We start from the raw sequence: 14,124 nt of genomic DNA, 5'->3' as shown, positions 1-14,124 counted from the left end.
AATAGCCCGCACACGCCCTCCTTCAAAGAGGGCGGTGCCCCCGCTCCGAGGGCCGTTCAATACGATAACCACTGCCGAGCGCTGCCGCATACGCGTGAGGCACACGAATCCAGGCTGTTGGCAAGTTCATGAACCGATAGCCCCAAAAAAATGCCCGACCTACGCGGTCGGGCAAAGCAGCCTCTCCCCGGCAGGGCCGGAGGAGAACGGGGACACATGGTGAGCTGTGCGTGCAGCGCTGATTGTTTCGCGGGCCGCAAAGCTCGTATCCGTTGGTACGCAGATAAAAGCGAAACGGATGCATCCGGATGCAAAAAAACCAGCGCGGTTTGTATCGATTATTTCTATAAGATCAATCGCGCCCACCCGACCGGTCCCATGACAACAACACTCCCCCACGACCCGACCCCCGACACCCTCGTGCAATTGCTCGATCGTGTCGCCAGCGAAGATGCCGCCGCGTTGCGCGCGCTCTACGATCTGACTTCCTCGAAACTGTTTGGCCTCGCGCTTCGTATATTGGTGAAGCGTGAGTGGGCCGAAGAGGTTTTGCAGGACGCGTTCGTCAATATCTGGCGATATGCGGGCGACTACAAAGCCGGCCTGTCCGCACCGATGACCTGGATGGCGGCGATTGTCCGCAACCGGGCCCTCGATTATTTGCGGCGGCAAAAGGCCAACGGGGCAAGCGCCGAAACAGAATGGAGCGATGCGTTGGACGATACCTTGCCGGCAAATGAGGCAGATCCTTCCGAGCAGATGTTGATGAGCCAGGAAGCACGGCAACTCGCCCTCTGCATGGGGCGGCTCGAAGCCAATCAGCGACAGGCCGTTGCGCTGGCCTATTTGCGCGATCAGAGCCACAGCGAAGTGGCCGATGTCCTGAAAGTACCGCTTGGCACAGTGAAGTCGTGGATTCGGCGCGGCCTCGAAAAACTGAAAACGTGCCTGGGAGGTCTGTGATGGATCTGCATCGATACCCAGGCCTGGTAGACCAGCTTGCTGCCGAGTACGCGCTCGGCGTGCTGCGTGGGGGTTCGCGCAGACGGTTTGAAGCTATTTCGCAGCACGACCCGGCGATTCGCCTCGCCGTGGAAACCTGGCGTTTGCGGTTGACGGCAATGAACGAACTTGGGGCCGCGGTCGCGCCGCCGCCCGAGATCTGGCCGGCGATCGAGCGGCGCTTGAATCTGGCGAACGCCCGGCGCGATGCGACGGCGGGCTCGGTTCCGTCCGTTGCGCCGGTTACTCGACCGAAGCCGAGCTGGTTCGAGAATCTCTCGTTCTGGCGTGGCTGGTCGATCGCCGCTACAGCCATTGCGGCGATCGCGCTGGTCGTGTCCATTCGAGAACTGTCGACGGTCGCGCCCGTTCCCGCCCCCGTGCCCGCGCCGCAAGTCGCGCAGGAACCGCGGATTGGGTATGTGGCGACGCTCGCCGATCAGCAATCGAACGCAAGGATGCTGGTGACGTGGGACGACCGCACGTCTGAAGTCACAGTGCGACGTTTGAGCGGCTCGTCAGATCCCTCAGATAAATCCATGCAGCTCTGGGGCCTGCCCAAGGAAGGGCACCCGGTTTCGCTTGGCGTGCTGCCAGTCGGGGGAACCGCGCGGTTCAAGGCGGCTTCTGTGAACGCGTATCCGATGTTGGCCGTATCCGTGGAGCCTGTCGGCGGATCGCCGAATCCGAATGGGCCGACCGGCCCGGTCGTCTATACGGGTAAGGTGATTCCAGCGGCTTGACGGTTATCGTTTGATCAAGGGGCGTCGCGAGGCGCCCTTTTCTTTTGCGCCTTGTCGTTACGTACGTATAGCTCCGATCGACCGGATTGCGCCGGACTAAGCCGCTTCCCTCCGTTCGATGGTTGCTCGTTCCCATTGCCTGTAAAATCGCCAGTTCCGCGGGTTTCTATCCGGATTGCGCCACACCCGGCCGCCTGCCATCGACTTTCCGCCCTCTTACGAGCATCACTATGACGTCCCAACTGCACAAAAAAGGCGAAGCCTGGTCGGCTCGCTTCAACGAACCAATGTCCGATCTGGTCAAGCGCTACACGTCATCGGTGTTCTTCGACAAACGCCTCGCGCTTGTAGATATAGAGGGATCGCTGGCGCATGCCGCCATGCTGGCCGCGCAAAAGATCATCGCCGATGCGGATTTCCAGGCCATCCAGCAAGGCATGACGCAGATCCGCGGCGAAATCGAACGCGGTGAGTTCGAGTGGAAACTCGACCTGGAAGACGTCCACCTGAACATTGAAGCGCGGCTGACGGCGCTTATCGGCGATGCCGGCAAACGCCTGCATACCGGACGCTCGCGCAACGACCAGGTCGCGACGGACATCCGCTTATGGCTGCGTGGCGAGATCGACCGGATTGGCGAACTGCTGGTTGAGCTGCGTCGCGCGCTGATCGATATTGCCGAGCAAAACGCCGAAACGATCATGCCCGGGTTCACCCATCTGCAAGTCGCGCAACCGGTAACGTTCGGCCATCACCTGCTGGCTTACGTCGAAATGTTCAGCCGCGACAGCGAACGCCTGCTCGATTGCCGCAAGCGCGTGAACCGCCTGCCGCTTGGCGCAGCAGCACTCGCCGGAACAAGCTATCCGATCGATCGTCACGCGGTGGCCAAGACGCTGGGCTTTGACGGCATCTGCGCGAACTCGCTCGATGCTGTCTCGGATCGCGATTTCGCCATTGAATTCACCGCGGCCGCCGCGCTGATCATGACGCACGTGTCGCGCTTCTCCGAAGAACTCGTGCTGTGGATGAGCCCGCGGGTTGGGTTTATCGACCTGGCTGACCGTTTCTGCACCGGTTCGTCGATCATGCCGCAGAAGAAGAACCCCGACGTGCCGGAACTGGCGCGCGGCAAGACGGGGCGCGTGAACGGGCATCTGGTTGCTTTGCTCACGCTGATGAAGGGCCAGCCGCTCGCGTACAACAAGGACAATCAGGAAGACAAGGAACCGCTGTTCGATACCGTCGATACCGTCTCCGACACCCTGCGCATCTTCGCCGAAATGGCAGCGGGCATCACGGTGAAGCCGGATGCCATGCGCGCAGCCGCGCTGCAGGGTTTCTCGACGGCGACCGATCTCGCGGACTATCTGGTGAAACGCGGCCTGCCGTTCCGCGATGCACACGAAGCGGTGGCGCTGGCCGTGCGGATCTGCGTGGACCGCGGCTGCGATCTGGCGGATCTGACGCTTGATGAAATGCGCGCGGAATTGCCGAACGTGGCGCGTTTGATTGGCGACGATGTGTTCGAATATCTCACGCTGGAAGGCTCGGTCGCCAGCCGGAATCATGCTGGCGGAACCGCGCCGGAGCAGGTTCGGGCGGCGGCGAAGGCGGCTCGGGCGGCGTTGGGGTAATTAAGGCGCCCGGCTAAGCCCGGCGCTAGACCGATATCGATATCGATCGTAGCTAATTTGGCTACGATCGTAGCCGATCTGGCTACAGTCTCGCGCGGCGATTGCGCAGAAGCATGCATTCAACTCCGTTGTTTCCGGTACGCCCATGATCATCCGCCCCAAACTCAACTGGTTCCGCATGCTGTTCGTCTGGCGCGGGTCCGTATTGCCGCAGCTATTACCGCGCCTTGCATTGATCTTCGTGTTGTCAGTCGCGGCGATCGTGATGCACGACCACGTGCGCAATTATCCGGTCGGGCTCGGCACGCCACCGTTCGCGCTGGTTGGCATCGCGCTCGCCGTGTTCCTCGGCTTTCGCAATAGCGCGAGTTATGAGCGCTGGTGGGAAGGCCGCAAGCTGTGGGGTTCGCTGTTGATCCACGGCCGCTCGATCGCGCGCCAGGCGCTGACATTGCCGCGCGGCGTAAAAGACGAAGACACGCGCGAGTTCATCGCGGCAATCGGCGCACTGGGTCATGCGCTGCGCCACGAAATGCGCCGCACGGATCCCCTCCCCGATCTTGCCACGCGCCTTCCGTCCACGCTTTATCAGCGCGTCGCTCAAGCGCAATATCGCTCGGCCATGATCCTGCGATGGCTCGGCGAATGGGCCAGCACTCGCGCTCGCGAAGGCGCATTCGACGGCTACGCCGTGCTCGCATTCGAGCAAAATCTGAACGAGTTGTCCGCGGTGATCGGCGGCTGCGAACGGCTGGCATCGACGCCCTTGCCGTTCTCGTATTCGGTGATGATCCACCGGACCGTGTATCTGTTCTGCGTGATGCTGCCGTTCGGTCTTGTCGATGGCGCCGGTTTGCTCACACCCTTGTTCGCGCTGCTGGTCGCGTACGCGTTCATGTCGCTGGAGGCGATCGCGGCGCAGATCGAGGATCCGTTCGGTCTGGAAGAAAACGACCTGGCGTTGACGGCATTATGCGAGTCGCTGGAAAACGCGCTGCACGATATGGCCGCCGATCCCGCCTTCGCGCGACCACCGAAGGCATTGCCGGAACCGGGCGTGGCAGAGCGTCTTTTTATTGTTACCTGAACTAAAAAGGCCCGCGCAATGCGGGCCTTCTTCATTCCTACGTTCTTACACCGTCACGTCAACGCTCGACTGCCACGCAATCGACGAAATACTCGATACGCCCATTGATCATCTCCCCGACCAAGCCGTGGATATCCGTATGGAAGCCCGGGAAGCGTTCGTTGAACTCACGTGCGAAACGCAAATAATCGACGATCGTCTTGTTGAACCGCTCGCCCGGAATCAGCAACGGAATACCCGGCGGATATGGCGTCAGCAGAATGCTGGTCACGCGTCCTTCGAGTTCATCGATAGGCACGCGATCAATCTCGCGATGAACAAGCTTTGCATACGCTTCGGACGGCTTCATGGCCGGTTCCATGCTGGAAAGATACATTTCAGTGGTCAGTCGAGCAATATTATTGGCCCGATAAACGCTGTGAATCTGCGCGCAAAGATCCCGCAATCCCATGCGCTCATACGACGGATGCAGCGCAATGAAATCAGGCAGCACACGCCACAACGGCTGGTTGTTGTCGTAGTCGTCCTTGAACTGCTGCAACTCGGTAACCATCGAATTCCAGCGACCCTTCGTAATGCCGATCGTGAACATGATGAAGAACGAATACAGCCCGGTCTTCTCCACGATAATCCCGTGCTCCGCCAGATACTTCGTCACGATCGCGGCCGGAATCCCGGTCTCGCCGAACTCGCCGTCCACGTCGAGTCCAGGCGTGATGATGGTCGCCTTGATCGGATCGAGCATGTTGAAGCCCTCCGCGAGCGGCCCGAAACCGTGCCAGCGATCGTTCGGCTTCAACACCCATTCCTCACGGTCCCCAATGCCCTCTTCCGCCAGCGCTTCCGGTCCCCACACCTTGAAGAACCATTCGTCGCCGTATTCGTCGTCGACCTTGCGCATCGCGCGGCGGAAATCGAGCGCTTCCGCAATCGACTCCTCCACCAGCGCGGTGCCACCCGGCGGCTCCATCATGGCCGCGGCCACGTCGCAGGACGCGATGATCGCGTATTGCGGACTGGTCGACGTATGCATCAGGTACGCCTCGTTGAAGCGATGCTTGTCGAACGTGCTGTTCTCGGAGTCCTGAACCACGATCTGCGATGCCTGCGAAATTCCCGCCAGCAGCTTGTGCGTGGAGTGCGTCGCGAACACCAGCGCGCCCGTACGCGGACGCCCCGCGCCAATCGCGTGCATGTCCTGATAAAAGTCGTGGAACTCGGCGTGCGGCAACCAGGCTTCGTCGAAGTGAAGCGTGTCGAGCATGTCGCCAAGCAGGTCCTTGATCATCTCGACGTTATAGACAATACCGTCATACGTGCTTTGCGTAATGGTCAGAATACGCGGCTTCACGTTCGGATTTTTAGCGAGCGCCTCGCGAGCAAACGGATTTGCTTCAATCTTCCTGCGAATGTTTTCCGGCTTGAACTCGTCGCGCGGAATGGGTCCGATCAGGCCGAAATGATTGCGCGTCGGCGTCAGGAACACGGGAATGGACCCGGTCATGGTGATCGCGTGCAGGATCGACTTGTGGCAATTGCGGTCGACCAGAACGATATCGCCGGGTGCAACGGTCGCGTGCCAGACAATCTTGTTCGACGTCGACGTGCCGTTGGTCACGAAGAACAAATGGTCCGCGCTGAAAATGCGCGCCGCATTACGCTCGGACGCCGCGATCGGCCCGGTGTGATCGAGCAACTGGCCGAGTTCATCGACGGCATTGCAGACGTCCGCCCGCAACATGTTCTCGCCGAAGAACTGGTGGAACATCTGCCCGAGCGGGTTCTTCAGGAACGCAACGCCGCCCGAATGCCCCGGGCAATGCCACGAATACGAACCCTCTTCCGCGTACTGCACGAGTTCCTTGAAGAACGGCGGCGCGAGCGCGTCGAGGTAGACCTTCGCCTCGCGGATAATATGGCGCGCGACGAACTCCGGCGTGTCCTCGAACATGTGAATGAAACCGTGCAGCTCGCGCAGGATGTCGTTGGGCAAGTGCCGCGACGTGCGCGTTTCGCCGTACAGAAAAATCGGGATATCCGCATTGCGTCGTCGCACTGCTTGCACGAACGCGCGCAACGCGACGATCGCGGAGGCCAGCTCCGGCGTATCGCCTTCGGCCACCACGACGTTATCTACATAGGGCAGCAATTCGTCGTCGTCGATCGACAGGATGAAGCACGACGCGCGGCTTGATTGCTGCGCAAACGACGTCAGATCGCCGTAACTCGTCAGCCCGAGCACCTCGACGCCTTCACCCTGGATCGCCTCGGCGAGCGCGCGGATGCCGGAACCCGAGATGTTCTCGGAGCGAAAATCTTCGTCGATGATGACGACGGGAAAACGGAACTTCATGCGGCGAATCTCCAAATGGAACGACCGCTGGCCGAGTTGTGCGTGCTCGATTCCAGCGGTCTTTCAAAAAGCGTTGCAATGACGTTTCGAACGATCAAGAAACGTCAGGTTTTCGGCAGCGTTACGCCGATTTGCCCTTGATACTTGCCCCCACGATCGGCGTATGAGGTCTCGCAGATCTCATCGCTTTCAAAGAAGAGAACCTGCGCCACGCCTTCGTTCGCGTAGATTTTGGCAGGCAAAGGTGTCGTATTCGAGAATTCGAGCGTCACATATCCTTCCCATTCCGGCTCGAACGGCGTCACGTTCACAATGATCCCGCAGCGCGCGTACGTGGATTTGCCGAGGCAAACCGTCAGGCACGAGCGCGGAATCCGGAAATATTCGACCGTCCGCGCAAGCGCGAAGGAGTTCGGCGGGATGATGCAGACGTCGCCCTTGAAGTCGACGAACGATTTCTCGTCGAAATTCTTAGGGTCGACAATCGTCGAATTGATGTTGGTGAAGATCTTGAATTCGTCTGCCACACGAATGTCATAACCGTAGCTGGACGTGCCATAGCTCACGATCTTGCGGCCATCTTCAGACACTCGCACCTGGTCGCGCACGAACGGCTCGATCATGTTGTGCGCTTCGGCCATGCGCCGGATCCACTTGTCGGACTTGATGCTCATAGGGAACGCTACCCAACGAAAGAGGCGGCTTGGAGAGGGCCGCCGGGCTTGAAACAGGGCGTGGCCGGAGACTCGGGATGAATGCAGAAGCACGCCGAAGCCAGCCAGACCAGACGAGAAGCGCGTATTTTACTTGATGCACCGGCCGCGCGGCCGGCTGCACGAGGCGGCTATGCCAACCGGCCGGGTCACGCGCCCCAACAGCCTGATTTCATTGGAAGATCACTGCCGGATCATTGTCGAATTACGCCGCACGCGAGAGCGGGACCGGCGCCGTGCGGCACGATGGCGTAGGTGTCTGCTGCGTCGCGATGAAGCACGATGGCGCGCGACAACACCGACCGCACGCCGTCGAGCGACACGTCCGGCGCGACGATGAACCCCGTCGCCGTACCGTTTGCGTCGGCGCGAATGCTGGCCAGGTCGCCTTCCACCTTGGAGCCGGAGTCACTACGCTCGGACGCGGGCGCGAATACGGGGCCGACGTCGGACGAGGCTGGAATGATGCAGTCCCCACGCTCATGAATCTGCAGCGCGTGCTCGCTGTTGGGTGGCATTCCCGACAGGTTGTAAGACACCTGGACGCCGTCTGAGCGTTCGATGAACGTGACCGTGCCGGTCGCCGCATTGCCGCCGGTAGGCTGCAACGTGGCGTCGGCACGTTTTTCGTGGTTCTGGAACAGAAGGCCACAGCCGCCGAGCAGCATGACACTGGCCAACACGCTGACAGTCGTGCTCAAACTCAGTATCACGCTCGGGACCGGGTGTCTCGCGGCAGGCAGTCTGCGCGATTCAGGCCCGTCGAATCTTTGTTTCATGCGATCCTCATGGCGACCCGCGACCACCCCGTGTGTTCACCCGGCTGCGCCAATCAAGGCGACATGATACCGCGACACGCGCCGCTAAAATCGCCCGTGCCCCGCTGCGCTCTAAGTGTTTTGCACTACGATGCTGGGGAACATCGACGTCATGTCGCGCTGGCGTTCGGCAATCGAAATGGCCACCTTGCGCGCGATTGCCCGGTAAGCGTCAGCAATCTTGCTGTCAGGTTCCGAGATCACCGTCGGCTGGCCCGCATCGGTTTTCTCGCGGATCGCGATATCGAGCGGCAAGTGACCGAGCACCGGCACGCCATATTCCTTCGACATCCGCTCGCCCCCGCCCGCCCCGAAAATATGTTCTTCGTGGCCGCAATTCGAGCAGATATGCGTGCTCATGTTCTCCACGATCCCCAGGATCGGGATGCCCACTTTCTCGAACATCTTCAAACCCTTCTTGGCGTCGAGCAACGCGATGTCCTGCGGCGTGGTGACAATCACCGCGCCCGTGACAGGCACTTTCTGCGAGAGCGTGAGCTGGATGTCGCCGGTGCCGGGCGGCATGTCGACGACCAGGTAATCGAGGTCCTTCCAGTTGGTCTGGCGCAGCAGTTGTTCGAGTGCGGACGTGACCATCGGGCCGCGCCATACCATGGGGTTGTCCTGTTCGATCAGGAAACCGATCGAGTTGGCCTGGATGCCGTGGCCGATCATCGGGTTCATCGACGTGTTGTCGGGCGATTCCGGACGGCCGCTGATGCCGAGCATCATGGGCAGCGACGGGCCGTAGATATCGGCGTCCAGCATGCCTACCGATGCGCCTTCCGCGGCCAGCGCGAGCGCCAGGTTCACGGCGGTCGTGCTCTTGCCGACCCCGCCCTTGCCGGACGCGACCGCAATGATGTTCTTCACGTTCGGCAGCAGCTTGACGCCGCGCTGGACCGCGTGCGCGACCACTTGCGAAGCCACCGTGACCTGTACGCCGGCCACGCCCGGCACGCTGGCGATGGCGTCCGCCACGAGCGCACGGATGATGTCGAACTGGCTTTTCGCCGGATAACCCAGCACGATGTTCACGGTGACGTTTGCCCCGTCTACGGCCACGCTGCGGATGCTTTTCGTGTCCGCGAAAGTGCGGCTGGTATTCGGATCGATCAAACCGCTGAGCGCGGTATCGATCTGGGCGCGATCAAGACTCATCGAAACTCCAGGGGAACGCTTTTTGCTTTAGCGGATCGAATGTTCCGCGCGCAAAGTATGAAATTGAAAGGAATTGTTGCACCACGTTGCGTCGCAGCACTGGGCGATGCACTATCCGACGCTGCCATGATTCGGGGACGCATCGTTATAATCGCTTGAATCCTTGGCCGTATTGTAGTGGCAGCCGTAACGACGCGCCGGAAGACCCTTCGGGCTGTCGGTGTCGGCTTTGTCTGAATTGGTATCCTGGAGAATGAACAAATGAACTCGAAAATGATGACCCGCTTGTGTGTAATCGCCGTTGCGGGCGCGCTTGTCGCCGGTTGCGCCACCCAGCAAGGCAATAACGCCGCCGTTGGCACGGGCATTGGCGCGGCGTCGGGCGCGGCGCTTGGCGCGATCTTCGGCGGCGGCAAGGGTGCGGCCATCGGCGCGGGCGTAGGCGCGGCGGCGGGCGGCATCACCGGTTACAACTGGCAGGCCATCAAGGGCAAGCTGACCGGCGCAACGAAGGGCACGGGCACGCAGGTGACGGAACAGCCGGACGGATCGCTGAAGGTCAACATTCCGAACTCGATTTCGTTCGATACCAACAGCTACGCCATCAAGCCAGGTTTCGCGCCGGTGCTCGACCAGGTCACGCAAACGCTCACGCAGCATCCTGAGTTGATTGCGCAAGTGGTTGGGCATACGGACAGCACCGGCCAGCCGGCTTACAACCAGACGCTGTCGCAAAATCGTGCACAAAGCGTGGCTTCGTATCTGGCTAGCCACGGCGTGGCACCGCAGCGTCTGTCGGCGCAGGGCATGGGCCAGACGCAACCTATTGCTGACAACAGCACTGAATTGGGCCGTGCGCAGAATCGTCGCGTGGAAATCTATTTGCGCGCGACCGCGCAGCCGGGTCAGGTTCAGTAAGACGTTTGATTTATGAGGGGGAATGGCGCTGTAGCCAGGGTCGGAGATTCAATTTCAAGCTCGGAGATTCAATTCGTTTCGCGGCGAAATAGTAAACCCGCTGCGAACACGAAAATATTTGAAACTTTGCCCTTGCTGTCCGTGTCTGTCTTAACGGTAGGTGGCTGGCTTTGCCGCCACGTGCCATTCTCCTCTTGTCGTTGTTGCTCCGGGGCCGTTGATCGCCCCGGTTTTTTTTCGTCTGGAATTTTTCGTCTGGAATTTTTTTTGGGGCGCAGGGTGCGTCAGGGCCTTTGGTCGTTTTAAGGTTTTGTCTGGGATTTTAGTGCCGGATTGCTAGGGTCCTGGGGTTGGGGGTTGCTAGATTCCGGGGTTGGCGGTTGGGGTCAATGCTGGGGCGGTGCTTTCGGCCGTGGTGGTCTGCGTGAGTCGGATTTTCTCTTTATCACTGTTAGCCACTGTGCGTGGCGGCACGTCATTTCTTTGTCCAAAGCGACAAAGAAACGAAGCAAAGAAAGCGCTTTCAAACACGCTACCCTAAGTGTCCACAGCGTGCAGTTTTCATTCATAGGTGCCCCAAAAGCACGGTGCTCGCCAGAGCCACGGATGTTTGAAACCCTCCTTCTCGCGAATCCTGACACGAACACGCTTCGCCCCGTACGCTCTCGGGCAAGCACCATTGCCAAGGAATCCGCACGGCATCACGCGTTCTGGCTGCCGCACTCTTCCGCGTGTCAGCTACGTGGTCTGACCGTTATGTCGGTAGTTCGCGGCACCACGCGTGTTGCTGCTCCAGTTTTGGTGAGTTACCCGCGTGGCCCCCACAGTTATTTGCGTGGGTACGGCCTTACACATCTTCGCGACCTCGTTTTCAGCAGGGTTGGCGACGTGGTTCGAGGCGCGTACACATTTGGAGGGTGGTCGTCCGCGGATAGCGCGGGGTGTCCCTTGGGCAGGTTCAATCACTGGTGGCGAAGCGTGTGGGTATCGGTGTTCGGAGAAGGAGGGGTTCAAACATCCGTGGCTCTGGCGAGCACCGTACTTTTGGGGCACCTATGAATAGAAACTGCACGCTGTGGACACTTAGGGTAGCGTGGTTGAAAGCGTTTTCTTTGCTTCGTTTCTTTGTCGCTTTGGACAAAGAAATGACGTGCCGCCACGCACAGTGGCTAATAGTGATAAAGAGAAAATCCGACTCTCGCAGACCACTACGGCCAAAAGCACCAACCCGGCACTGACCCCTGACCACTAACCCCAAAACCACCACCCCGGCATTGACCCAGAACCGCTAACCCCAGAACCTGGCCCCCACCACCAACCCGAACACCCCGCACGCCCACCCCGTCCCCGAGTGCGAACGAAAGCCCCTTGACTGTTAGAATCGTGATTCGCTTTTTCACGCAATCATTGAATTCTTCAACCGCAGGGCCAGCGCCTTATGTCAGCACCCACCTCGTCCACACCCGTCTCCGCAGCGGCGTCAGCCACCCCTGGCCATCGCCGGATTCTCGTCACGTCCGCGCTCCCGTACGCGAACGGCCAGATTCATATCGGCCATATGGTCGAATACATCCAGACCGATATCTGGGTGCGCTCACTGCGAATGCACGGTCACGAGGTCTACTACGTCGGCGCCGACGATACCCACGGCACCCCCATCATGCTGCGCGCCGAGCAGGAAGGCATCACGCCGAAGCAGTTGATCGAGCGCGTGGGGAAAGAGCACAAACGCGATTTCGACAGCTTCGGCATCTCGTTCGACAACTACTATTCCACCGATGCCGAAGAAAACCGCGTGCTGTGCGAATCCATCTACGAGTCGCTGAAGGCGGCCGGTCTGATCGACGCGCGCGATATTGAGCAAGCCTACGATCCGGTCAAGGAAATGTTCCTGCCGGACCGCTTCGTCAAGGGCGAATGCCCGAAATGCGGCGCGAAAGATCAGTACGGCGACAACTGTGAAGTCTGCGGGTCCACGTACCAGCCGCTCGATCTCATCAACCCGTATTCGGTGGTATCGGGCGCAACACCGGTGCGCAAGACCTCGACGCACTATTTCTTCCGGCTCTCCGACCCGCGTTGCGAAGATTTCCTGCGCGGCTGGGTCGGCGGACTCGCGCAGCAGGAAGCCACGAACAAAATGCGCGAATGGCTCGGCGACAAGGGCGACGCCAAACTCGCCGACTGGGATATTTCACGCGACTCGCCGTATTTCGGCTTCGAAATCCCCGGCGCGCCGGGCAAGTATTTCTACGTCTGGGTGGACGCGCCCGTGGGTTATTACGCCAGCTTCAAGAATCTGGCGGACGCGCGCGGCCTCGATTTCGAGGAATGGATCCGGCCGGGATCGAAGACGGAGCAGTATCACTTCATCGGCAAGGACATCCTGTACTTCCACACACTGTTCTGGCCCGCAATGCTGGAGTTTTCCGGCCATCGGACGCCGACGAACGTGTTCGCGCACGGGTTTCTCACCGTCGACGGCATGAAGATGTCCAAGTCGCGCGGCACGTTCATCACGGCGAAAAGCGTGATCGATACGGGCATCAACCCCGAGTGGCTGCGCTACTACTTCGCCGCGAAGCTGAACCACACGATGGAAGACATCGACCTGAATCTTGAAGATTTTCACGCGCGCGTGAACAGCGATCTGGTCGGCAAATACGTGAATATCGCGAGCCGGGCGGCAGGGTTCCTGATTAAGCGTTTCGACGGCCGCGTGCTGGACAGCGCAATGGATCATCCGCTGCTGCTGCAATTGCGCGCCGCCGTGCCGCAGATCGCGGCGCTTTACGAGTCGCGTGAATACGGGCGGGCGTTGCGCACGACCATGGATCTCGCCGATACCGTCAACGCGTTTGTCGATACCGCGAAGCCCTGGGATCAGGCCAAGGACGAAGCCAACCCGGCTGCGCTGCACGAAACGTGCAGCGTGAGCCTGGAGGCGTTCCGCTTGCTGTCGCTGGCGTTGAAGCCGGTGCTGCCGGTGCTGGCGGTATCGGTGGAAGGGTTCCTGGGCATCGCGCCGCTCGTCTGGGCAGATGTCTCCGCGCCGCTCAGCTCTTTGCGGCCGATCAACGCGTACAAGCACTTGATGACGCGCGTCGATCCGAAGCAGGTTGAAGCGCTGATCGCGGCAAACCGGGAATCGGTCGCGCCGGGGCAAGCGGTTGCTGCGGCTCCAGCGGCTACTGCTTCTGCGTCGAAGAAAGCCGCGAAGGTGAAAGAGCCGGAAGCGGAAGGCGTAATTTCTATCGATGACTTCGCCAAGGTCGATCTGCGAATTGCGAAGATCGTGAATTGCACGGCGGTCGAAGGGTCGGACAAGCTGTTGCAGCTGACGCTGGATATCGGCGAGGAAAAAACCCGCAACGTGTTCTCCGGGATCAAGTCGGCGTATCAGCCGCAGGACCTGATCGGAAAGTTCACGGTGATGGTCGCGAACCTGGCGCCACGCAAGATGAAGTTCGGGCTGTCGGAAGGCATGGTGCTGGCCGCTTCCGCCGACGACGAAAAAGCCGAACCGGGTTTGTACATCCTCGAACCGCACAGCGGCGCGAAGCCGGGTATGCGCGTGAAGTAAAGCGTGAAGTAAAAGCACCGGTCGCGCGGTTTTTCACCGCGCCCGGACGCAAAACCAAAAGGCCGTTTCCAACTCACGTTGGAAACGGCCTTTTGACTTTCATACAACG

At 60.2% G+C, this 14,124-nt stretch carries 10 protein-coding genes; 6 read left to right on the top strand and 4 right to left on the bottom strand.

The annotated features are described in order from the left end of the window. Positions 1 to 378 precede the first annotated feature (378 nt). The 4 genes from ACSQ36_RS03920 to ACSQ36_RS03905 all read left to right on the top strand — a co-directional run bounded on the left by ACSQ36_RS03920 (position 379) and on the right by ACSQ36_RS03905 (position 4,469). Positions 379 to 963 carry a sigma-70 family RNA polymerase sigma factor gene (locus ACSQ36_RS03920; protein WP_436180969.1) on the top strand — a complete coding sequence of 195 codons (585 nt, stop codon included), beginning with the start codon at positions 379 to 381 and terminating at the stop codon, positions 961 to 963. Next, the gene (locus ACSQ36_RS03915) at positions 963 to 1,745 is read left to right on the top strand and encodes an anti-sigma factor (protein WP_436180968.1); all 783 of its coding nucleotides are present in this window, start codon (positions 963 to 965) and stop codon (positions 1,743 to 1,745) included. The genes ACSQ36_RS03920 and ACSQ36_RS03915 overlap by 1 nt, the downstream gene beginning before the upstream one ends. A 230-nt stretch (positions 1,746 to 1,975) precedes the next feature. Next, on the top strand, positions 1,976 to 3,382 hold the full coding sequence (argH, locus tag ACSQ36_RS03910; protein ID WP_436180967.1) for an argininosuccinate lyase: 1,407 nt from the start codon (positions 1,976 to 1,978) through the stop codon (positions 3,380 to 3,382). Between the two features lie 145 nt (positions 3,383 to 3,527). Further along, positions 3,528 to 4,469: a bestrophin family protein gene (locus ACSQ36_RS03905; RefSeq protein ID WP_436180966.1), complete on the top strand. Its 942-nt coding sequence runs from the start codon at positions 3,528 to 3,530 to the stop codon at positions 4,467 to 4,469. A 58-nt stretch (positions 4,470 to 4,527) separates the two neighbouring features. Here the strand turns inward: ACSQ36_RS03905 and ACSQ36_RS03900 are convergent, their stop codons facing one another. The 4 genes from ACSQ36_RS03900 to apbC all read right to left on the bottom strand — a co-directional run bounded on the left by ACSQ36_RS03900 (position 4,528) and on the right by apbC (position 9,514). After that, the gene (locus ACSQ36_RS03900; RefSeq protein WP_213762489.1) at positions 4,528 to 6,822 is read right to left on the bottom strand and encodes an arginine/lysine/ornithine decarboxylase; all 2,295 of its coding nucleotides are present in this window, start codon (positions 6,820 to 6,822) and stop codon (positions 4,528 to 4,530) included. Between the two features lie 104 nt (positions 6,823 to 6,926). Then, on the bottom strand, positions 6,927 to 7,496 hold the full coding sequence (dcd, locus tag ACSQ36_RS03895; RefSeq protein WP_089163519.1) for a dCTP deaminase: 570 nt from the start codon (positions 7,494 to 7,496) through the stop codon (positions 6,927 to 6,929). A gap of 233 nt (positions 7,497 to 7,729) precedes the next feature. Next, a complete protein-coding gene (locus ACSQ36_RS03890) occupies positions 7,730 to 8,203 on the bottom strand; it encodes a superoxide dismutase family protein (RefSeq protein ID WP_255631199.1) in 474 nt (157 codons plus the stop codon). A 222-nt stretch (positions 8,204 to 8,425) separates the two neighbouring features. Further along, a complete protein-coding gene (gene apbC, locus ACSQ36_RS03885) occupies positions 8,426 to 9,514 on the bottom strand; it encodes an iron-sulfur cluster carrier protein ApbC (protein WP_213762487.1) in 1,089 nt (362 codons plus the stop codon). 261 nt (positions 9,515 to 9,775) lie between these two features. Between apbC and ACSQ36_RS03880 the strand changes: the two genes are divergently transcribed. Together ACSQ36_RS03880 and metG are read left to right on the top strand one after the other, a co-directional pair. Next, positions 9,776 to 10,432 (top strand): OmpA family protein, encoded by a 657-nt coding sequence (locus ACSQ36_RS03880; RefSeq protein WP_213762486.1) that lies wholly within the window; start codon positions 9,776 to 9,778, stop codon positions 10,430 to 10,432. 1,438 nt (positions 10,433 to 11,870) lie between these two features. Beyond that, the gene (gene metG / locus ACSQ36_RS03875; RefSeq protein WP_436180965.1) at positions 11,871 to 14,015 is read left to right on the top strand and encodes a methionine--tRNA ligase; all 2,145 of its coding nucleotides are present in this window, start codon (positions 11,871 to 11,873) and stop codon (positions 14,013 to 14,015) included. The last annotated feature ends 109 nt before the right edge of the window (positions 14,016 to 14,124 follow it).

The organism is Caballeronia sp. LjRoot34 (assembly GCF_964253815.1).
Classification (GTDB): Bacteria; Pseudomonadota; Gammaproteobacteria; order Burkholderiales; family Burkholderiaceae; genus Caballeronia.
The sequence above is the reverse complement of the archived record's forward strand: the minus strand, read 5'-3'. Positions and strand labels throughout refer to the sequence as shown.

Bases quoted from the DNA above. Each gene is read 5' to 3' on its own strand.
- metG (WP_436180965.1), top strand. From the start codon at position 11,871: ATGTCAGCACCCACCTCGTCCACACCCGTCTCCGCAGCGGCGTCAGCC.
- ACSQ36_RS03900 (WP_213762489.1), bottom strand. From the start codon at position 6,822: ATGAAGTTCCGTTTTCCCGTCGTCATCATCGACGAAGATTTTCGCTCC.
- ACSQ36_RS03890 (WP_255631199.1), bottom strand. From the start codon at position 8,203: ATGCTGCTCGGCGGCTGTGGCCTTCTGTTCCAGAACCACGAAAAACGT.
- dcd (WP_089163519.1), bottom strand. From the start codon at position 7,496: ATGAGCATCAAGTCCGACAAGTGGATCCGGCGCATGGCCGAAGCGCAC.
- ACSQ36_RS03905 (WP_436180966.1), top strand. From the start codon at position 3,528: ATGATCATCCGCCCCAAACTCAACTGGTTCCGCATGCTGTTCGTCTGG.
- argH (WP_436180967.1), top strand. From the start codon at position 1,976: ATGACGTCCCAACTGCACAAAAAAGGCGAAGCCTGGTCGGCTCGCTTC.
- ACSQ36_RS03920 (WP_436180969.1), top strand. From the start codon at position 379: ATGACAACAACACTCCCCCACGACCCGACCCCCGACACCCTCGTGCAA.
- ACSQ36_RS03915 (WP_436180968.1), top strand. From the start codon at position 963: ATGGATCTGCATCGATACCCAGGCCTGGTAGACCAGCTTGCTGCCGAG.
- ACSQ36_RS03880 (WP_213762486.1), top strand. From the start codon at position 9,776: ATGAACTCGAAAATGATGACCCGCTTGTGTGTAATCGCCGTTGCGGGC.
- apbC (WP_213762487.1), bottom strand. From the start codon at position 9,514: ATGAGTCTTGATCGCGCCCAGATCGATACCGCGCTCAGCGGTTTGATC.